Annotated in this window: 16 protein-coding genes; 11 read left to right on the top strand and 5 right to left on the bottom strand. The window is 67.7% G+C overall.

The window, feature by feature from the left end; genetic code table 11:
• Positions 1 to 4 precede the first annotated feature (4 nt).
• From pxpB to VLK31_RS25805, 9 genes are all read left to right on the top strand, one after another.
• On the top strand, positions 5 to 679 hold the full coding sequence (gene pxpB, locus VLK31_RS25765; RefSeq protein WP_409171315.1) for a 5-oxoprolinase subunit PxpB: 675 nt from the start codon (positions 5 to 7) through the stop codon (positions 677 to 679).
• A complete protein-coding gene (locus VLK31_RS25770) occupies positions 676 to 1,671 on the top strand; it encodes a biotin-dependent carboxyltransferase family protein (protein ID WP_409171316.1) in 996 nt (331 codons plus the stop codon). Before pxpB ends, VLK31_RS25770 begins: the two co-directional genes overlap by 4 nt.
• Before the next feature lie 773 nt (positions 1,672 to 2,444).
• On the top strand, positions 2,445 to 2,831 hold the full coding sequence (locus VLK31_RS25775) for an acetyl-CoA carboxylase biotin carboxyl carrier protein (protein ID WP_409171317.1): 387 nt from the start codon (positions 2,445 to 2,447) through the stop codon (positions 2,829 to 2,831).
• Between the two features lie 23 nt (positions 2,832 to 2,854).
• Positions 2,855 to 3,619, top strand: a complete 765-nt coding sequence (locus VLK31_RS25780) for a LamB/YcsF family protein (RefSeq protein WP_409171318.1) — start codon at positions 2,855 to 2,857, stop codon at positions 3,617 to 3,619.
• A gap of 212 nt (positions 3,620 to 3,831) precedes the next feature.
• Positions 3,832 to 4,611, top strand: a complete 780-nt coding sequence (locus VLK31_RS25785) for an SDR family oxidoreductase (RefSeq protein WP_409171319.1) — start codon at positions 3,832 to 3,834, stop codon at positions 4,609 to 4,611.
• Between the two features lie 69 nt (positions 4,612 to 4,680).
• Entirely contained in the window at positions 4,681 to 5,382 is a 702-nt protein-coding gene (locus tag VLK31_RS25790) for an amino acid ABC transporter permease (RefSeq protein ID WP_409171320.1), read from the top strand.
• 12 nt (positions 5,383 to 5,394) lie between these two features.
• Positions 5,395 to 6,168 carry an amino acid ABC transporter permease gene (locus tag VLK31_RS25795; protein WP_409171321.1) on the top strand — a complete coding sequence of 258 codons (774 nt, stop codon included), beginning with the start codon at positions 5,395 to 5,397 and terminating at the stop codon, positions 6,166 to 6,168.
• Positions 6,169 to 6,218: 50 nt separating this feature from the next.
• Positions 6,219 to 6,953 (top strand): amino acid ABC transporter ATP-binding protein, encoded by a 735-nt coding sequence (locus VLK31_RS25800; RefSeq protein ID WP_409171446.1) that lies wholly within the window; start codon positions 6,219 to 6,221, stop codon positions 6,951 to 6,953.
• A 99-nt stretch (positions 6,954 to 7,052) separates the two neighbouring features.
• A complete protein-coding gene (locus VLK31_RS25805; RefSeq protein ID WP_409171322.1) occupies positions 7,053 to 7,895 on the top strand; it encodes an ABC transporter substrate-binding protein in 843 nt (280 codons plus the stop codon).
• Positions 7,896 to 8,219: 324 nt separating this feature from the next.
• Here the strand turns inward: VLK31_RS25805 and VLK31_RS25810 are convergent, their stop codons facing one another.
• Genes VLK31_RS25810 through VLK31_RS25825 form a run of 4 tightly spaced genes read right to left on the bottom strand, consistent with a single transcriptional unit; the run spans position 8,220 to position 13,241 of the window.
• Complete coding sequence (locus tag VLK31_RS25810; protein ID WP_409171323.1) at positions 8,220 to 10,604, bottom strand: LPS-assembly protein LptD; 2,385 nt, start codon at positions 10,602 to 10,604, stop codon at positions 8,220 to 8,222.
• Between the two features lie 5 nt (positions 10,605 to 10,609).
• Positions 10,610 to 11,299 (bottom strand): response regulator, encoded by a 690-nt coding sequence (locus VLK31_RS25815; RefSeq protein WP_409171324.1) that lies wholly within the window; start codon positions 11,297 to 11,299, stop codon positions 10,610 to 10,612.
• A 4-nt stretch (positions 11,300 to 11,303) separates the two neighbouring features.
• A complete protein-coding gene (locus VLK31_RS25820; protein ID WP_409171325.1) occupies positions 11,304 to 12,122 on the bottom strand; it encodes a nuclease-related domain-containing protein in 819 nt (272 codons plus the stop codon).
• A gap of 18 nt (positions 12,123 to 12,140) precedes the next feature.
• Positions 12,141 to 13,241 (bottom strand): hypothetical protein, encoded by a 1,101-nt coding sequence (locus tag VLK31_RS25825; protein ID WP_409171326.1) that lies wholly within the window; start codon positions 13,239 to 13,241, stop codon positions 12,141 to 12,143.
• 256 nt (positions 13,242 to 13,497) lie between these two features.
• Here VLK31_RS25825 and VLK31_RS25830 point away from each other — a divergent pair, with 256 nt between their 5' ends.
• The gene (locus VLK31_RS25830) at positions 13,498 to 14,664 is read left to right on the top strand and encodes a porin (RefSeq protein ID WP_409171327.1); all 1,167 of its coding nucleotides are present in this window, start codon (positions 13,498 to 13,500) and stop codon (positions 14,662 to 14,664) included.
• A gap of 148 nt (positions 14,665 to 14,812) precedes the next feature.
• A complete protein-coding gene (gene pilQ, locus VLK31_RS25835; RefSeq protein WP_409171328.1) occupies positions 14,813 to 16,945 on the top strand; it encodes a type IV pilus secretin PilQ in 2,133 nt (710 codons plus the stop codon).
• Between the two features lie 9 nt (positions 16,946 to 16,954).
• On the opposite strand, the gene VLK31_RS25840 is transcribed toward pilQ, so the two are convergent.
• Positions 16,955 to 19,264, bottom strand: coding sequence for an ATP-binding protein (locus tag VLK31_RS25840; RefSeq protein WP_409171329.1), 2,310 nt, complete (start codon positions 19,262 to 19,264; stop codon positions 16,955 to 16,957).
• Positions 19,265 to 19,417 lie beyond the last annotated feature (153 nt).

Below are 19,417 nucleotides of genomic sequence, written 5' to 3' on the forward strand. Positions count from 1 at the left end.
CGGCGTGAGCCCACAAGCACTGTCGTCCACCGAGCCCGGCATCAGCCTGCTGGGCACCACCGCGCTGCTGTTCGAGGCGCCCGGCGGCATGAGCCTGCCGTCGCAGCAGCGCATCTGGGCGCTGGCGCACGAGGCGGAGACCTGGCCCGAAGTGCGCGAGGCCGTGCCCGGCATGAACAACCTGATGCTCACCTTCACCCGCGCACCACGCCAGCTCGACGCCTTGCGTGCGCGCCTTTGCAACGCCTGGCGTGGCGCCACCGCCGTGCAGCGCGAAGGCCGCGTGGTCGAGCTGCCCGTGGTCTACGGCGGCCAGGGCGGCCCGCACATGGCCGACGTGGTGGCACATACCGGCCTGAGCGTCGATGCCATCGTCGCGCTGCACAGCGCGCCGCTCTACCCGGTGTATGCGCTGGGCAGCCACCCCGGCTACTGCTACCTGGGCGGTATGGACGCACGCATTGCCACGCCGCGGCGCAAGGTGCCGGTGTTGAGCATTCCGGGCGGGGCGGTGTCGATCGGCGGCGCGCAGACCGGCGTGTCGGCCTCGGCCGGCCCGAGCGGCTGGAACACCATCGGCAGCACGTCGATGGTGTTCTTCGATCCGGCGCAAGACCCGCCCGCCATGCTGCAGCCGGGCGACCTGATCCGTTTTCGCGTGGAGGGCATCGTTCGATGATCGAAATTCTTTCGTCGGCGGCGCTTGCCACGGTGCAGGACCTGGGCCGCACCGGCAGCCTGCGTTGGGGCGTCGGCACCTCTGGCGCCATGGACAACCTGGCGCTGGCCGCCGGCAACTTGCTGCTGGGCAATGCGCTGGGCGCGGCGGCGGTGGAGGTGCCGGTGTTCCCGTTCAAGCTGCGCTTCGCGCAGGACTGCGCCTTTGCGCTCACCGGCGCCGACTGCGCCGCCCGGCTCGACGACCAGCCGCTCATGCCCTGGTGGGTGCACCAGGCGCGCGCTGGCCAGGTGCTGACGCTGGGCTTGCCGCAGGGCGGTGCGCAACGCGGCAGCCGCGCCGTGTTGTGCGTGGCGGGCGGCATCGACGTGCCCGAGGTGCTGGGCTCGCGCAGCACGCAGTTGCGTGGGGCGTTCGGTGGTCATGAGGGCAGGGCCTTGCGACGAGGCGATGTGCTGCGCGCCGCGGGTGCCGGGCAACCCTGTCGAACCGGCTTCGGCATCGTGCCGCCTGCGTTGGCGTTGCCGTTGCAGCGCGATGGCGTGTCGGCGGTGCGGGTGCTGCCGGCGGCGGAGTACCTGGCTTTCGAGCCGGCGTCGCGGCAGGCCTTCTGGGCCGGTGAATGGAAGATCACCCCGCAGAGCGACCGCTATGGTTACCGCCTGGAAGGCGAGGCGCTGCGCCCCATTGCGCCGATGGAACTGCGTTCGCACGGCATTGTTCCGGGTGTCATTCAGGTACCGCACAGCGGCCAGCCGATCGTGCAGATGCGCGACGCTCAACCGTCGGGCGGCTACCCCAAGTTCGGCACTGTCATCGAGGCCGACATGTGGCGCCTTGGCCAGGCTCCTATCGGTACGCGTGTGCGTTTTGTGGAAACCACGTGGGACGAAGCCCTGGACGCCCTGGACGAAGTGCGTGCGTGGCTGGACAAGGTGGCGCGCATGGTGTCCTTGCACCGTGGTTCACCTCTGGCTGCTGTGGGGGCGTAGATGGCTGCTGCTGTTGTTTGTTGCTCTGGGGTTTGTTCAGGGCGCGCCCACGCCGACGGGGTACCTTGCTCGGCGAATGTCCCCCGGGGCTGCGCCCCTCCTCCTTTATTTCGCTGCGCAAGGCACCCCATCGGAGTGAGCGTTGTTTGCAGCCGCATGACGTACGTCCCTGGGTTGTATTTCTCCCTCCCCTCCCGGGGGAGGGCCGGGGTGGGGGCTCGACTGCGTTCCCTCTCGCACGGCTTTGAATGCGGGAGCCGTTCAGGGTGCGCCCACGCCGACGGGGTACCTTGCTCCGCGAATGTCCCCCGGGGCTGCGCCCCTCCTCCTTTATTTCGCTGCGCAAGGCACCCCATCGGCGTGGGCGTTGTTTGCAGCCGCATGGCGCACGTCCCTGGCTTGTATTTCTCCCTCCCCTCCCGGGGGAGGGCCGGGGTGGGGGCACGACTGCGTTCCCTCTCGCACGGCTTTGAATGCGGGAGCCGTTCAGGGAGCGCCCACGCCGACGGGGTACCTTGCTCCGCGAATGTCCCCCGGGGCTTCGCCCCTCCTCCTTTATTTCGCTGCGCAAGGCACCCCATCGGCGTGGGCGTCATCAGAGCCGCAGTTGATCGGCGAGCACACAGAGCGTGCCTGGTGCACAGGGCGTCGGGTGCTCCACGCAGCGAAATAAAGGAGGAGCGAAGCGGGGGACATTCGCGGAGGGGAGTACCCGGCGGCCTGTGCACCCGCCCTGAAAGTCCGTTGACGAAACAAACGCAGGAGCCAAAGCAATGACCCTGCAAGTCCTCGAACTGGCGAAATTGCTGGCCGACACAGACATAGGCCTGCTCGAACTGCGCACCCCGCAAGGAACCCTGCGCCTGGCCCGACAAGGCAAAGAAGTCATCGAGCTCCAAGAAGAGCAAGAAGAGCAAGAGCCACTGCCAATCCACGCCCCTTCACTCGGCGTGTTCCTGCACGCGCACCCCCTGTCCAACACACCGCTGGTGCGACCTGGCCAGCGCGTGGAAGCCGGCCAACAGTTGGGCCTGCTGAAGATCGGCCCGCTGCTGCTGCCCGTGACAGCACCGCAACCCGGCATCGTCGACAGCATCCACGCAGGCGATGCCACCACCGTCGGCTACGGCACGCTGCTGATCGACCTGTACCCACTGTGACCCACGACCCAAGGACGCACCCCATGGACATCGACCTCAACGCAGACCTCGGCGAAGGCTTCGGACCCTGGCGCATGGGCGAGGACGAGGCACTGCTCGACATCGTGTCGTCCGCCAACGTCGCCTGCGGCTTCCACGCCGGCGACCCCGTCATCATGGACCGCACCGTTCGGATGGCGCGCCAGCGCGGCGTCGATGTGGGCGCGCATGTGGGCTTTCCCGACCTCGTGGGGTTCGGGCGGCGGCCCATGCAGATCGAGACCAAGGAGCTTGTGGCGTATGTGCTTTATCAGCTGAGCGCGCTGGACGGCATGGCGCGCACCGCCGGCCACCGCATGACGCACATGAGCTTTCATGGCGCGCTCGGCAACATGGCCGCGGCCGACGCCGCGCTGGCCGAACCCCTGGTGCGCGCCGTGGCCGACTTCGACCCCTCGCTCACCGTCAGCACCTCGGCCAGCGCCGCCATCGAAGGCGCGGCCGAACGCTGCGGCCTGCGTGTGCGCACCACCTTTCTGGCCGACCGCGCCTGCGGCGACGACGGCCTGCTGGTGCCACGCAAGCTGCCCGACGCCGTTATCCACGACCGCCATACCGTGCTGGCCCGCGTGCGCCAGCTGCTCGAAGACGGCACGGTCACCAGCTACACCGGCAAGAAGATCCCGATGCGCGTGCATTCGATCCTGCTGCACGGCGACACGCCCGGCGCGGTGGCGCTGGCGCGCGCCGTGCGTGAGGTGGTGGAGCAGGCGGGGCGCGTGATGGCGATCTCCAGACAAACGGTTTGATGCACCGGGGCACGAACATGGTGCTTACCCTTGGTCGCATGCACGGTCATGTGCACGGTCATATGCACGAATGGCAAGCGACATGAGGCGGACATGACGGCGACATAAGGGCGGCTTATCGCTCCACAGTCAATCCGTCTTGGCGCCGCGCGCGGGCCCTCGATACAGTGAATTCCAGGCAGTCTTCTGCCGCTCCTACGAAAGAACCCAAGATGCCGTTTTCCGACTACAAGACCGCGCTGGTGACAGGCGCCTCCTCGGGCATCGGCGCCGCCGTGGTCGAGCGCCTGAGCAAGGAAGGCCTGAAGGTGCATGCGCTCGCACGCAGCGCCGACAAGCTGGCCGAGCTGGCCGCGCGCACCGGCTGCGTGCCGCACGCCATCGACGTGAGCGACCTTGCCGCCGTGACGCGGCTCACGCAGGAGGTCGAGTTCGACGTGCTGGTCAACAACGCCGGCGTGGACCGCCCCGGCTCCATCCTGAAGGCCGACGCCGAAGGCATCGACCTTCTGGTGGACGTGAACCTGCGCGCCGTGCTGCACCTGTGCCGGCTGGTGGTGCCCGGCATGGCCGCGCGCGACCGCGGCCACGTTGTCAACATCAGCTCCATTGCCGCGGCCTACAACTTCGGCGGCAACAGCACCTACCACGCGACCAAGGCGGCGGTGAGCATGCTGTCGCGCCAGCTGCGCATCGACGTGTTCGGCAAGCGCGTGCGCGTGACCGAAATCTGCCCCGGGCGCGTGGCCACCGACATCTTTGCGCACGTGCACGGCGACTCCGAAGACACCCACAAGCGCTTCGTCGAAGGCTTTGAGCTGCCGCAGGCCGAAGACATTGCCAACGCCATCGCGTTCGCCATTGCCGCGCCCATTGCGGTGAACGTGGGCCACATGGAAATCACGCCCACGCTGCAGGTGCCCGGCGGGCTGTCGACCACGCGGCCTGAATCGCCGCAAATGCCGCAAGTGCCGCACGCGCCACAGGCCTGAGCGGCGTAGCGCCTCCCCATTCAGCCAGCCAAGCCAGCCCCGCAAGCCCAAGCAAAAGGAACCACGCGCATGAAGGACTTCGACCTGCTGGCGATCCTGCTGAAGCCCGAGTTCGGCGCCATGCTGCTGCACGGCCTGCAGGAGACGCTGAAGATTGCCGCGGGCTCCTGGCTGCTGGCCATGGCCATGGCCGTGGTGCTGCTGGTGGTGCGGCTCACCGCCAACCCGATTGCGGAGCGCGTGGTGGCGGCCTACGTTTCCTACCACCGCAACGTGCCCACGCTGGTGCAGCTGATGTTCTGGTACTTCGGCATCTTCAGCCTGCTGCCCGACGCGCTGCAGGGCTGGCTGTCGGTGCACAACGCCGAGACGCTGCTGTCGATCCTGGCGCTGGGCCTGTGCCAGGCCGCCTACTTCAGCGAAGACATGCGCTCCGGCCTGCGCGCCATTCCGCCAGGGCAGGCCGAGGCCGCGCGTGCGCTGGGCCACGGCTACATCGGCTCCATGCGCCACGTGATGCTGCCCCAGGCCATCCGCAACGCGGTGCCGGCGCTGGTGAACCACAGCGTGTCGCTGTTCAAGAACAGCAGCCTGGCGATGGCCATCGGCGTGGCCGAGCTCACGCATGCGGTGAAGGAAATCGAGAGCCAGAGCTTTCGCACCTTCGAGGCCTACAGCGTGGCCACGGTGCTGTACCTGGTGTGCTCGCTGCTCATCATGGCGGTGGGCGGCTGGCTGGCGCGGCGCTACCGCATCGTCGGTGCAAGGTAACCGAGGCACACGATGTACAGCGTCTACGAAATTCTTCGCGACAACTGGCTGCTGCTGCTGGTCGGCCAGTACCCCAGCGGCCCGCTCGGCGGCATTGCCGCCACGCTCATCCTGTCGGTGCTGGGCATCGTGCTGGCCTTTCCGCTGTCGGTGCTGCTGGCGCTGGCGCGGCTCTCACCCTGGCGCGCGCTGCGATGGCCCGCCACGGTGCTGGTGTACGTGGTGCGCGGCGTGCCGTTGCTCATGGTGATTCTGTGGGTGTACTTTTTGGTGCCCATCCTCATCGGGCGCGACGTGTCGGGCTTCACCACCATGCTGTGCACGCTGGTGATCTACGAAGGCGCCTACCTGTCGGAGGTGGTGCGCGCCGGCATCCAGTCGCTGCCCAAGGGGCAGGGCGAGGCGGCGCGTGCGCTGGGGCACAGCCACCTGGGAACCATGTGGTTCGTGATCCTGCCGCAGGCGCTCTACAACATGCTGCCCAGCATGCTGAGCCAGTTCATCTCCACCATCAAGGAGACCACGCTGGGCTACGTGATCAACGTGCAGGAACTCACCTTCGCGGCCAACCAGATCAACAACCAGTTGCTGACCAAGCCGTTTCAGGTGTTCTTCATTCTGGCGCTGACCTACTACGTCGTGTGCTTCAGCCTCACGCAACTGGCGCAGTGGCTGGAGCGGCGCATCGCGCACAAGCGGCTCGGTGCCACGCCAGCCAAGCCGGCCGATGCACCAGCGGCGGCGCTTCCCACCCCGGCCCCCACGCCAGCGGTAACGCAGCCATGACCCCCGTTCCCCACCCCTCAGGGCAGCCCGCGCCCCCCAAGGACGACACCATGATCCTGTTCTCCGACATCAACAAGTGGTACGGCGACTACCAGGCCCTGGCCGACATCAACGCCGAGGTGAAGAAGGGCGAGGTGGTGGTGGTCTGCGGCCCTTCGGGCTCGGGCAAGTCCACGCTCATTCGCACCGTCAACCGGCTGGAGGAAGTGAAGTCGGGCCAGTTGCTGTTCGACGGCCACGACATCCACGCACCCATGAGCAGCCAGGCGCTCAACCGCTTGCGCAGCCGCATCGGCTTCGTGTTTCAGAGCTTCAACCTGTTTCCGCACCTGTCGGTGCTGGAGAACATCATGCTGTCGCCGATGCGCGTGCTGGGCGTGAAGCGCGCCGACGCCAAGGCCAAGGCCGGGCAACTGCTCGAACGCGTGGGCCTGTCGAACAAGGCCGGCGCCTACCCCGCGCAGCTGTCGGGTGGCCAGCAGCAGCGCGTGGCCATTGCCCGTGCGCTGGCCATGGAGCCGCCGGCCATGCTGTTCGACGAACCCACCAGCGCGCTCGACCCCGAGATGGTCGGCGAGGTGCTGTCGGTGATGCGCGGCCTGGCCCATGACGGCATGACCATGATGTGCGTCACCCACGAGATGAACTTCGCCCGCGAGGTGGCCGACCGTGTCTGGTTCATGGACGCGGGCCGCATCCTGGAGAAGGCCGACCCCGAGACCTTCTTCGGCAGTCCGCAGCATCCGCGCGCGCAACGCTTTCTGTCGGACCTGCGCGCGCACTGAAGGTTTTTCTTTCCTTCTTTCTTTCTTTGCCGTTTGCTTCCCGTCATTTCGCCTCACGTCACTTCGCCTCACCTTTTCGCAATCTCTCTGGAGCTCACCATGTCGAACAAGACCGTCTTTCGCCTCGTCGCCCTCGGCGCCTGTCTGAGCGCAGCCTCCTTGCTGGCGCACGCCGACCAGTGGAGCGACATCAGCCAGCGCAAGGAACTGAAGTGCGGCACCTTCGCCGACGTGCCCCCGTTCGCCGCGCCGGACCCGAAGACGCGCGAGATGGTGGGCCACGACGTGGACCTGTGCAACGCGGTGGCCAAGGAGCTGGGCCTCACCGCCAAGGTCACGCCGCTGTCGGTGGAGGCGCGCGTGCCGGAGGTCAAGCTCGGCCGTGTCGACGTGACCATTGCCAACCTGGCCTACACCAAGAGCCGGGGCGAGCAGATTCAGTTCAGCGACCCGTACTACGTGGCCAAGGAAATGCTGGCCGTGAAGGCCTCCGACCCTGGCATGACCAAGGCAGACTACAAGGGCAAGCGTCTGAGTTCGACGAAGGGTTCCACGTCGGAGATGTCGATCAAGATGAACGGCTCCGACCCCGTCACGTTCCAGGACACGGGCTCGGCCTTCATGGCGGTGCAGCAGAACAAGTCGGTCGGCATGGTGGCCAACACGATGACGATCACGAAGCTGGTGAACCAGTCGAAGACGGAGGGTGTGGCTTTGAAAATGATCAAGGACCCGATGGTTCTGCAGCCCATCGGCATCGGCATGAAGAAGGACGAGCCGGCGTTGCTGGCCAAGGTCAACGGAGCGCTCTATGCGTTGGAAAAATCTGGTGAACTCGACCGCATCTGGGCCAAGTGGCTGGGGCCGAACACCGAATACAAGATGGTCCGCGAAGAGAAGGTCATGCCGTTGGCCGAACTGAAGTTCGAACTGCTGCCTTGATCTGTTCAGAGTGTTCTGTTCGGGGCGCTGCTGTTCAGGGCGGCGCTCACGAGGGCGGGGTACCTTGCTCCGCGAATGTCCCCCGGCCTGCGGCCTCCTCCTTTATTTCGCTGCGCAAGGCACCCCACCCTCGTGAGCGTTTTCAGAGCGGTCGTTGATCGCGCGATCACCCAGAGCGTGCCCAGGTGCACAGGGCGTCGGGTGCTCCCCGCAGCGAAATAAAGGAGGAGGGCGAAGCCCGGGGGACATTCGCGGAGGGGAGTACCCGGCGGCCTGTGCACGCGCCCTGAACAAGAGCCCGAAACAAGCGCAAAAAACCGCACCCTAGTCGTAATTGGTAAACCGACTGGGCGCCGGAACGGCCTGATTCAACGGCTGATACCCCTGAATGTTCTGCAACAACGTGCTCGTAGGGTTGGAGCCGATGTTCCCAAAACCGTTGAACTGAATCTGGAACATCAACCGCGTGTCCGGCGTCGCACGCCCCGACACCAACCGCTCCAGCACCACGCGCCCTACCCAACAACAGGCGTTGTACTCGGCGCCGATCAGACTGTCCGACATCGCCCGATCGTGCAGGCTGTAACTCAACCGGCCCACCGCATACCACCGCCCCGGGTCCGTCGCCTGCCTGTCGCCGAACAACCCCCGCGTCAACTCACTCAACGGCCACTGCCAGTTCAAGTCGACCGTCTTCGTGCCGTCGTTCGCGGTCGCCGTGCTGTCCGCCTGGTAACGAAACGCCGCCGTCAGCGTGTGATACGGCGCCGGCGTGTAGCGCAACGTGAGCGCGTCGCGCGTCGTCTTGCCCGTGTCCATGTTGTATTGGGCCAGCCCGTCCACACTCCACTTCGGACTCCAGTGAACCTGCCCGCCGAAGATGAAATCGCCCGCGCGGTCCGTCACCGCCGTGCCGCCCGGCAACGTCACGTTCTGGTCGCTGAAACGAAAACGCTGCGCAATGCCGAAACGTGCCTGCTCCGCGCCCGTCGTCGGGTCGAGCAGCCGCGTGGTCACCCCCGTCGTCAGCGTGTCGGTGTCCGACACCCGGTCGTTGCCAGAGAACGCGTTCTCCGTGTACAGCGTGGCAAAACTCACGTCGTTCGCGGCCGTGTCGTACACCGGCAACTGGCTCTGGTCGCGGTAGGGCGTGTGCACGTAGAAGGCGCGCGGCTCCAGCGTCTGGCGCCAGGCGCTGCCGAACAGGTTGGCGTCGCGCTCGAACACCAGGCCGCTGTCCAGGCTCACCGTGGGCACCACGCTGGTGATGCTGGTGCGTCCGTCGGCCAGCGGCGATGCCAGTTGGTAAGAGGCCGTGTGCAACAGCAGTTTGGGAATGACGAAGCCGCCCGGCGCCACCCACGGCCGGCTGATCTGCAGGTTGCCCACCATGCGCTCGCCGTTGGGCTGCGCAATGCCGTTGAGCGTGGGCGCATAGGTCGGGTCGACCTGAAAGCGCGTGTAGTCCAGCGTGCCCGACACATCCAGGCCGTGCCAGTCGTAGTGGTTGTAGTTGGCCGTGACCTGCGGCACGCGGTTGTACGACGGCGTGATGGGCGAGGCCGCGTACTGCAGCGTCTGGTAGGACAGGGTGCGCGCCTGGCCGCTCCAGTCGCCCTTGCGCCAGTTCAGGTCGGCCTCGTTGGTGAGCTGGCGCGAGGTGAGGGTGGGCGTGTGCGCAAAGTCGCGCCAATAGTCGTCGTCGCTCACGCGGTTGATGTTGAACGAGGTGCTCAGCGAATCCAGCCCGAAGGGCTTGGGGTCGAACTGCTGGTCGTGCTTGGCCCACAGGCCCCAGCGGTTGCGGTCTCGCAGGCTGTCGCTGGGCATCTCGTCCACGCGGATCTGGCCGCTGTAGGTCTTCTCCAGGTAGCGGAACTCGCTGCCCACGTTCACGCCGCGGTTGCTCAATATTTCCGGGTACAGCGTGGCGTCGCGGTTGGGCGCAATGTTCCAGTAGTAGGGCTGCAGGTACTCGAAGCCGTTGGTGCTGTCGAAGCCGATCACCGGCGGCAGCAGGCCGCTCTGGCGCGCGTTGTTCAGCGGAAAGCTCACAGAAGGAATGGCCGGCGTGGTCAGCCCCAGAAAGCTGATCTGCGCGTCGGTGGCGGTGGCCAGGCTGGTCTCGCTGTCGGTGGTGAGCGTGAGCGCGCTCAGCATCCACGGTGGTACCCAGCCCGCGTAGTTCTCGCGCAGGCAGGTGGTGTAGGTGGCATGCCGCGCCACCGACACGTTGGGGTCGACGAAGTCGATGCGCTCGGCCTCGCCGTGCGCGCCGGTGGCCAGCAACGTGTAGTGCACATGGTTGAAGAAGCCCTCGAAGCTTTCCACCTTCAAGTGCAGCTCGGGCCCCTCGTACACGTTGCCGGCCTGGTTCAGGTGCACGTTGCCGGTGGCCGTGGCCAGGTCGCCGGGCGGTTGGTATTGGAGGCGGTCGGCCGTGATGTGCAGGTCGCCGCGCCGCAGCGAGGCATCGCCTTGCACCATCACCTCGAGGTCGGGCCGCCCCGACAGGCGCTCTCCGTCGACCAGGCTGGGCCGCGCGCCGCGCTCCGCCGGTGTGAGGGTCTCAGGCAGCTGCGCGGTGCGCCGCAGCGTCAGCGGGGCCTCGGTCCAGCTGGTCTGCGCCAGTGCGCTGCGCGCGTGCAGAAAGAGCAGGAGCGAGAGCGCCATCGACGGCAGCGCCCCGCCGCGCCAGCGTAGTTTCATGCGCTTCAGGCGCCTTGGCGGGCCTGCGATTCCCAGGCAAAGCCCACGCCGTACACGGAGCGAATCCAGTCGTGCGCCGACGACACGGTGGCGAGCTTCTTGCGCAGGTTCTTGATGTGCGTGTCGACCACGCGCTCGTTCACGTCCAGCGCTTCCGGAAATGCCACCTCCAGCAGCTTGGAGCGCGTGAGCACACGACCGGGCTCCTGCGACAGCGCGCGCAGCAGCAGCGACTCGCGCCGCGTCAGCGGCAGGTAGTGGCCGTCCAGAATCGCGCAGCCGCGCACCGCGCCAAAGCTGATCGGCACCTGCGGGCGCGCCACGCGCACGCGCTGCGCGCAGCGGCGCAGCACCACGTGGATGCGCACCGCCACCTCGCGCGGAGAGAAGGGCTTGCACACGTAGTCGTCCGCGCCCAGCTCGAAGCCACGCAGCCGGTCGGCCTCGTCGGTGCGCGCGGTCAGCATGATGACGGGGTGGTCGCTGCGCGCGCGCACCTTCTCCAGAATCTGCAGGCCGCTCACATGCGGCAGCGCCACGTCGAGCAGCGTGAGCGCGGGCGGCTCGGTCAGCATGCGGTGCAACGCCACCGCGCCGTCCTCGATGTGCTCGATCTCATGGCCGGCCTCGTGCAACGCCGCCTGCAACGCCGACACGGCCTCGCGGCCCTGCTCCACCAATAGGATCCGGCTCATCGCGTCATTGCAGCTTCAGCAGGCCGGGGTGCACCGGCGGGCGAGCGGCGGGGCGTACCTCCACGCGCGCCCCCCTCTCGCCGCTTTCGCCCTTGCCGCCCCTGTCGCGGCTGTTGCGCATATGGTCGTCCACCGTCAGGTCGCCCTGCAGGTCGGCCAGCAGCTGCAGCGTGCGGTCGATGGCGGCGTCGTCCAGCAGCGGGTAGCCCTGATCGGTGCGCCCGTTGTTGCGCGCCACGCGCGCGATGTAGGGCAGGTCTTGCGGGGTGATCACCGCGCTCGGCATCACGCCCTCCAGCTCGACGCCTTCGCACGGCAGCAGCACGAAGTACTGCACGCGCAGGTCGGTCGGCAGCAGGCTGCGCAGGTGCGTGGTCTTGCGGCCGCACTGCCAGGCGGGGTCTTTCACCTCGCGCGCCAGCGTGTGGTCGTGCTGGCGCAGAAACCAGCGCGGCAGCGTGCGCGCCGAGGTCTTGCGGTAGACCACCGCATTGCGCCAGCCCTTCACCTCGAACAGGTACACGCCGGCCTCGCACACCAGCACCGCGTCGAAGCGGGCCGTGGGCACGGCGCTGCCTTCGTACATGGGAATCACCAGGTCCTGCAGCACATGCAGGCGGCCGAACGCGGGCTGGAACGCGCCTGCGAGCTGCTGGATGCCCAGCGCGGTGGCGGTGGTGTTCGCGTGCTCGCTGTCGATGGCGCACGCGCGCTGCGAAGTCGCGTGAGCCGGAGTTTGCGTGTGCGTGTGCGCGAGTGTGTGAGTGCGTGTGGCCAGCGTGAGCAGCGGGCGGGCGGGGGCTTTGTGCAGTGCAGTGGTCATGTCGGGCTCCTTCGAGCTTCAAGGATTGCGCAACTTTCGGGAGACTTTGTGCAGAAACGGAAATTGGGTGGCGGGCGTGCTCTGCGCGCTGGCCACGGCATCGATCGATGCGTCGTTGCCGATGCTGCCCATGAACACCACCCACGCCATGGCCAGCTCGCCGTTGGCGGCGGCCAGCACATGCAGGTCGAGCAGCAGGCCCTGAAAGTCCTCCATGAGCTGCAGCTCGGAAATCTCGCCACGGTCGCGGCGCTGCTTGGCGGCTTCGAAGTCGGCGCGAGCATCGGCCACGCGTGCGTAGGCGGTGTTCGCGATGTCGCTCTGCATCTGCAGATGCCGCAGCGCGCCGGCGACCTGATCGCGTGCCTGCGTCACCACCTGTGCGTACTGCGCGTACTCCGCGGACTGAGGCTGGGCGGGCATGTCGATGTCGGGTGCTTCGTCTGTCGCGTCTGCCGCATCGGTCGTGCCTCCGGAAATCGTGCCGTTCGGCAGCGTGCCTGCGTCTGCGTCATAGAGCGCGGCGGCCAGGTGAATGTCGCTGCGGTTCGAAAGCACCGCCATCGGCAGTTCGCGCGGCACTTCGGCGGCGAAGCGTGGCAGCGACTTGTCTTGCAACGCATCGGCCAGCAGTGCGTTCAACGCTGCTTCCGACAGCTGGCATTGCGCCGCCAGGTAGGCGATGTAGCTCTTGCGTTGCGCCTTCAGCGTGGTGATGGTGTGGTTTGCGCCGGCCTCTCGCGCCGCGAGCTGCTTCGCGAAGTCGTCATGCGCCTGCGTGCTGCCTTGCAACAGCGCGGTCTGCCGCACAACAGCGGCGCGCGTGTTCTCCAGGTACACCAGCTCCAGCGTCTTCACCTTCAGCGCGATGTAGGCCGCGGCCACGCCCGACGCGCCAGTGCCGCGCGACGCCGTCATCAAGCGGTTCATCGACGCATCCTCGAAGCCGGCCCACCAGGGCTGCGCGCCGGGTGGCGCTGGCGTGCGTGCGCGCGCCGTGGGGTTCACGAACATGCCCGCGGCCAGCACCGAAGAGGAGTGAACCATCGCAATGCTCGTGCTGGCGCATGCAATGGCCAGCACGCCGCACACGGCCGCCATCAATGTTCGTGAACGCATCACCTGTGAATCTCCAGCTTCGTCATGCGTGGATCTTTTCAGGCGAATTGGGAGAAATTTGAAGGACCTCGACAAGGGCCTGCTGCAGCGCATCGGTGCACTGCACCGATGGAGAACGCATTGCTGTGATGTGCGCGCACAACACTCCGGGCCACATAAAACCGATCTACCAAATTCCTCCAGATTTGGACGAAACCATGCGTACAGCCGGTCGATACCGAACGGCCGCATCAGACCTGAAACTGGAGAACCCTCAATGAAGAAATCCCTCACCGCACTCGCTGCCCTTGCCGCGCTGACCGGCAGCGGCCTGGCCGCCGCGCAATCGTCCGTCACGCTGTTTGGTGTCGTCGACGCCGGCGTTACCTACCAATCGGCCACCGCACGCGATGCGCTCACCGGTGCGTCGGTCAAGACCAGCAAGACCAGCCTGAGCAACTCCGGCTACAACTCCAGCCGCATCGGCTTTCGCGGCACCGAAGACCTGGGCGGCGGCCTGGCCGCGAGCTTCTGGCTCGAAGCGCCCATCACCAACGACGACGGCGCCACCGGCATCAGCACCTTCGCGCGCCGCTCCACCGTGAGCCTGTCGGGCAACTTCGGTGAAGTGCGCCTGGGCCGCGACTACACCGCCACCTTCTGGAACGACACCGTGTTCGACCCGTTCGGCACCAACGGCTCCGGCACCAACGTGATCAGCACGGTGAGCAGCAGCACCGGCCTGAACAACGCCAACTATGTGCGCGCCAGCAATTCGGTGGGCTACTTCCTGCCACCGAACCTGGGCGGCTTCTACGGCCAGGTGCAGTACAGCTTCCACGAGAACACCACCACCGACGCCACCAGCACCACGGCCGCCAGCAGCAGCAGCGCGGGCCGCTACGTGGGCGGGCGCTTCGGCTATGCGAACGGCCCGCTGGACGTGGCGCTGGCCGTGGGCCAGAACGTGGCGGTGGACACCACCACGCTGGAGCGCAAGGTGCAGACCATCAACCTGGGTGCGTCTTACGACTTTGGCCCGGTGAAGCTGTTCGGTGAGCTGTCGAACGTGAAGAACAAGTTCGACACGGCGCTGGGCAACTCGCACGACACCTACAACGGCTACCTGATCGGTGCGAGCGTGCCGGTGGGCGCGGGCTTGATCCGCGCCTCTTACTCGGTGGTTCGCTACAACGAAGGCGCGGCCGGCGTGACGGGTGAAGACCCGCGCGCGCAGAAGCTGGCCATCGGCTATGTGCACAACCTGTCGAAGCGCACCGCGCTGTACGCCACCGTTGCACGCGTGAACAACCGCAACGACGCCAACTACACGGGCAGCCTGGTGTCGGACAGCACCACGGGCTACGGCAGCGCGGGCGTGGGCTTTGCGGGTGTGCCGCGCTCGTCGACCGGCTACGACTTCGGCATTCGCCACGCGTTCTGACGCGCTGACGATGTGAAGGGACAGCGCGGCAGGTGTGCCGCGCTGTCCGCCCGCCACCGCGCAGGGAGCGCGCGGTGGCGGGGCGCGCTGCGCTCATGAGGGAGCCCATGGCAGCGAGGAGGTGAAGCCGCAGTTTCAAGGCAGTCAAATGAAAAAACAGACATTCGCGTTCGCGCGCCGTGTGCGCGCGTGCGTCTTTTTGCTGGTTGCCACGCTGCCGCTTGCAGCGGCACTGGCGCAACCCCAAACCCAACCCCTGCAACCCCAGACATCCAATCGCATCGAGTCCGTCACCGGCTCCATGCAAGCCGGCACCGAAGTGCTGCGCATCGATTTTTCCGAGCCGCTGGCCGCCGTGCCTGCCGGCTTTGCCGTGCAGTCGCCCGCGCGCATCGCGCTCGACTTTGCCGGCATGGGCAGCAGCCTGGGCCGCGCGGCCATCGACGTGAACCAGGGCAACCTGCGCTCGGTGAACGTGGTGCAGGCGGGAGAGCGCACACGGCTCGTGCTCAACCTGAAGCAGGCCACTGCCTACAAGACCGAAGTGCGCGGCAAGTCGCTGCTGGTGTGGCTGCAGCCCGCCGCGGGTGCCGCGCTGGCGGCGTCCTTGCCGTTCGAGTTTTCGGAGAACCGCAACCGCGACATGCTGCCGCTGCGCGATGTCGACTTTCGCACGGGCAGCGGCGGCGCCGGCCGCATCGTCGTCACGCTGCCCAACGACCAGGTGGGCGTGGACATTCGCCAGCAGGGCAAGGGGCTGGTGGTGGAGTTCACCAAGTCGACCCTGCCCGAGGGCCTGGCGCGCCGGCTCGACGTGGCCGACTTCGGCACGCCGGTGCAGACGGTGGCGCTGCAGCAGGCCGGCGACCGCGTGCGCATGCTGATCGAGCCGCGCGGCGAATGGGAGCACAGCGCCTACCAGAGCAACAACCAGTTCGTGGTGGAGGTGCGCCCGCGCAAGGACAACCCCGACAAGCTCACGCAGGGCACCGGCTACAACGGCGAGCGGCTGTCGCTGAACTTTCAGAACATCGAGATCCGCTCGCTGCTGCAGGTGATTGCGGACTTCACCAACTTCAACATCGTGACCTCCGACTCGGTCAGCGGCACGCTCACCCTGCGGCTGAAAGACGTGCCCTGGGACCAGGCGCTGGAGATCATTCTGGAGGCGAAGAACCTGGGCATGCGCAAGAGCGGCAGCGTGCTGCGCATTGCGCCGGAAGACGAGCTCAATGCCAAGGAAAAGATCCGCTACGAGGCGCAGGCCACGCTGCAGGGGCTGGAGCAGTTGCGCACGCAGTCCTTTCAGCTCAACTACGCGAAGGCCGCCACGGTGGCGCAGGGCCTTACCGGCAGCGGGAGCAGCGGTGGTGGCGGCGGTGGCTCGGGCAGCGCCACCCGCTTGCTGAGCGCGCGCGGCAGCGTGCTGGCCGAGGTGCGCACCAACCAGCTCTTTGTGACCGACATTCCCTCGCGCCTGTCGCAGGTGGCCGAGCTGATACAGAAGCTCGACGTGTCGGTGCGGCAGGTGCTGATCGAGGCGCGGATCGTGGAGGCATCGGACACCTTCAGCCGCTCGCTGGGTGTGAAGCTGGGCGGCTCGGTGAAGGGCAGCAACAGCTCGGTGGGTACGCAGCCCACGTCCACCGACGGCACCACCACCTTCTCGGCCAACTCGACCAGCAACTTCGTCAATTTGCCGGCAAGCAGTTCGAGCGGCTCCAGCGTGGGGGCGTTCTCCGTGTCGCTCTACAACTCCAGCCTGTCGAAGATGCTGAACCTGGAAATTTCCGCGCTGGAAGACGAGGGCAAGGGCAAGGTGGTGGCCAGCCCGCGCGTGGTCACGGCGGACCAGACCAAGGCATTGATAGAGCAGGGCACCGAGCTGCCCTACCAGTCGGCCACTTCGAGCGGTGCCACCTCGGTGTCGTTCCGCAAGGCCAACCTGAAGCTCGAAGTGACGCCGCAGATCACGCCCGAAGGCAACATCATCCTCACGCTGGACGTGAACAAGGACTCGGTGGGGCAGTCGACCAGCGCCGGGTACGCCATCAACACCAAGCATGTGCAGACCGAGGTGCTGGTGGAGAACGGGGGCACGGTGGTCATTGGCGGCATCTTCGAGCTGACCGACAACACCGACGAGTCGCGCGTGCCGGTGCTGGGTGAGCTGCCGGTGGTGGGCGCATTGTTTCGCTCGCGCACGCGCACCCTCAACAAGACCGAGCTGCTGGTGTTCATCACGCCGAAGATGATCACCGACCGGACTGCGATGCGCTGAGCGCGGGCTTCAGTGCACGGCAGCCGAAGGCCAAGGTGCCGGTGCCGGTGCCAGCAGGCGCTTGGCCTCCGGCTCCAGCGCCAGCGGCACGCGCACCTGCGCAAGCAGGCCGTGCGGGCCCGACTTCAGCACCACGTCGCCGCCGTGCGCACGCGCAATAGAGCGGCACACGGCCAGCCCCAGGCCGCTGCCCGCCGCGCGCGACGCCAGCGCTTGCGGCGAGCGGTAGAAGGGCTTGAACACGCGCTCCAGTTCGTCGGCGGGCAGGCCCGGCCCGCGGTCGCTGATCTCGACCACCGCGTCGGCGCCGTCGGTGAACAGGCGCACGCGCGCCTGGTGGCCGTACTTGACGGCGTTCTCCACCAGGTTGTCGAGCACGCGGCGCATGCCCATGGCGTCGACCTCCACGCGCGCGGGCTCGGTGCGCTGCAGCAGCACGTTCTTGCCCACGAACACGGCCTGCTCGACCACGTCTTCCACCAGGCTCGCAAAGTCCATGCGCTCGCGCGCGCTGACCACCGAGGCGTCGCGGATGAAGCTGAGAACGGAGCCGATCATTCGCTCCATCTCTTCCACGTCTTCCAGCATGCCGGCGCGCACGTCGTCGGGCACGTCCTCGATGCGAAAGCGCAGCCGCGTGAGGGGCGTGCGCAGATCGTGGCTGATGGCGCCGATCATCACCGTGCGGTCGTCGACAAAGCTGCGCAGCCGCGCCTGCATGCGGTTGAAGGCCTGCGCCGCGCGGCCGATTTCTGCCGGGCCTTCCAGCGCGAGTACCGGCGCCGAGGGGTCGCGGCCCAGCTGGTCGGCGGCACGCGCAAAGCCGGTGATGGGGCGCACCAGCCGGCGCGAGAACAGCCAGCCCGCAGGCGCGACGATGGCCGCGGCCATCAGAAACCACAGCAGCACGCGGCGCTGCCACGCGTTGGGAAACGACTCGGGCACCGGCTGCACCACCACCCAGCTGCCTTCACGCGTGTAGACGGCGGCGATGAAGTCGCCCTCGACGAACGGCGCCGGTGCCAGGCCGAAGAGGCCGCGCGCGGCGGGGCGCTCGACATCGGCGGTGGTGTCGGTGGCCAGGGGTGCTTGCGTGGTGTCGGTGCTGCGTGGCTGGTGTGGGGCTTCGGTGATGGGGCGCGGTGGCGTGGTCGTTGCGGCAGGTGCCTTGGGCAAGGTCGGTGAGGTGGGCGTGGCGTGCTGCGGCGGTACCGAGGGCAAGCGCTTGGCAGGCGCCTCTGTCGTGCCGGGGGCCGGACGCGGCACGGGCGCTTCGAATGCGGGCGGGAGTGCAGGGGCCGGCCAGGTCGACGGTGCTGCATGCATGCCGGGGCCGGCGAGCGGGCCCGGGCCTGTGGGAGCGGTGCCAGCAGGCGAAGGGCCTGGGTGGGCGATGGCGCCCGGTGCGTTGGCTGTGGCGGCACCGGGGCCGCCCAGCGTGCCTGGCGTGCCGGAGATTGCCTGCCCTTGTGCGCCAGGCGAGGGAGCGGCACTCGGTGCCACCACCCCGGGCGCACCCGCGGCACCTGAAGGCCCGGCTGCGCCTGCTGCAGGCGCACCAGGCGCTGTCGCCGGGTTACCGGGTGCGCCTCCTGGCGCCGGAGTGGGTGCGGAGGCACCGGCCGGCGCGTTGCCCGCGCCGGGGTTGGTCACGCCGCCCGGCTGCGACGGCTGGGGAAAGCCGCTGAGGCTGCCGCCCGATCCGCGGCCCACGCCGAAGCCGCCATTCCAGCCGCCCATGCCGCCGGGGAAGCCCGGGCCGCCGGCCCCTGCGCCCGCCGGACCCGATGGCATGGCAGGCATCGAGGGCGCACCCCCGCCTCCAGCCTGCACGCGCATGAAGCCGCCGTGCAGGGCCGCCGTAGCGGTCCGGCGCGTGCCGGCTTGCTGTCTGTCTTGCGGCCCGTCTTGCAGCCCGTCTTGCGGGGTGCCTTGCGCATCGGCCACGGGCCCGGTGGTGCCTGCGAACGGCAGCGGTGTGAAGAAGAACAGCCGCACCTCGGCCTCGTCACGCGCCAGCAGTTGGGCCAGGTCGTGCCGCGAGCGTTCGGAGGTGAGCCAGCCTTGGCCCTTGGGCTCTGGCGCGCGGGCCTGCAGCGTGCGTTGCAACAGGTCGGCGTTGCGGCCTTCGGCGGCGCGGCCCGACAGCACGCGCGCAATGTCGCCCAGCTCCCACTGGCGCTGCGGCTGCGGCGGCAGCAGCATGGTCAGCGCCAGGGTGACGCCCTGTGCCACCACCAGGCCGCCCAGCAGCAGGCCCATGATCTGCAGAGCCAGCGGCGGGCCCGGCCAGCGGCGCGCGCTACCTTGGGTGTTCATGGGGCGATGCTGGCACGGACGCCATGCGATGTCACGCCGGCGCGGTGCCCTCTGTGCGTGGTCATTGTTGGCGGCCAGCTGTCAGCTGTGTGTGCAGGCGAGCGACCCAGTCTGGCGCGCGCATGTTGCGGTCGAATTGCAGCGCATTGCAGT

The organism is Variovorax sp. H27-G14 (assembly GCF_046156345.1).
Lineage (GTDB): Bacteria > Pseudomonadota > Gammaproteobacteria > Burkholderiales > Burkholderiaceae_C > Variovorax.

What these genes read in the sequence shown, in the direction of transcription:
- VLK31_RS25775 (WP_409171317.1), top strand. Translation starts at nt 2,445, where the DNA reads ATGACCCTGCAAGTCCTCGAACTGGCGAAATTGCTGGCCGACACAGAC.
- VLK31_RS25825 (WP_409171326.1), bottom strand. Translation starts at nt 13,241, where the DNA reads ATGCGTTCACGAACATTGATGGCGGCCGTGTGCGGCGTGCTGGCCATT.
- pilQ (WP_409171328.1), top strand. Translation starts at nt 14,813, where the DNA reads ATGAAAAAACAGACATTCGCGTTCGCGCGCCGTGTGCGCGCGTGCGTC.
- VLK31_RS25830 (WP_409171327.1), top strand. Translation starts at nt 13,498, where the DNA reads ATGAAGAAATCCCTCACCGCACTCGCTGCCCTTGCCGCGCTGACCGGC.
- VLK31_RS25820 (WP_409171325.1), bottom strand. Translation starts at nt 12,122, where the DNA reads ATGACCACTGCACTGCACAAAGCCCCCGCCCGCCCGCTGCTCACGCTG.
- VLK31_RS25770 (WP_409171316.1), top strand. Translation starts at nt 676, where the DNA reads ATGATCGAAATTCTTTCGTCGGCGGCGCTTGCCACGGTGCAGGACCTG.
- VLK31_RS25815 (WP_409171324.1), bottom strand. Translation starts at nt 11,299, where the DNA reads ATGAGCCGGATCCTATTGGTGGAGCAGGGCCGCGAGGCCGTGTCGGCG.
- VLK31_RS25800 (WP_409171446.1), top strand. Translation starts at nt 6,219, where the DNA reads ATGATCCTGTTCTCCGACATCAACAAGTGGTACGGCGACTACCAGGCC.
- VLK31_RS25780 (WP_409171318.1), top strand. Translation starts at nt 2,855, where the DNA reads ATGGACATCGACCTCAACGCAGACCTCGGCGAAGGCTTCGGACCCTGG.
- VLK31_RS25785 (WP_409171319.1), top strand. Translation starts at nt 3,832, where the DNA reads ATGCCGTTTTCCGACTACAAGACCGCGCTGGTGACAGGCGCCTCCTCG.
- VLK31_RS25810 (WP_409171323.1), bottom strand. Translation starts at nt 10,604, where the DNA reads ATGAAACTACGCTGGCGCGGCGGGGCGCTGCCGTCGATGGCGCTCTCG.
- VLK31_RS25840 (WP_409171329.1), bottom strand. Translation starts at nt 19,264, where the DNA reads ATGAACACCCAAGGTAGCGCGCGCCGCTGGCCGGGCCCGCCGCTGGCT.
- VLK31_RS25805 (WP_409171322.1), top strand. Translation starts at nt 7,053, where the DNA reads ATGTCGAACAAGACCGTCTTTCGCCTCGTCGCCCTCGGCGCCTGTCTG.
- VLK31_RS25795 (WP_409171321.1), top strand. Translation starts at nt 5,395, where the DNA reads ATGTACAGCGTCTACGAAATTCTTCGCGACAACTGGCTGCTGCTGCTG.
- VLK31_RS25790 (WP_409171320.1), top strand. Translation starts at nt 4,681, where the DNA reads ATGAAGGACTTCGACCTGCTGGCGATCCTGCTGAAGCCCGAGTTCGGC.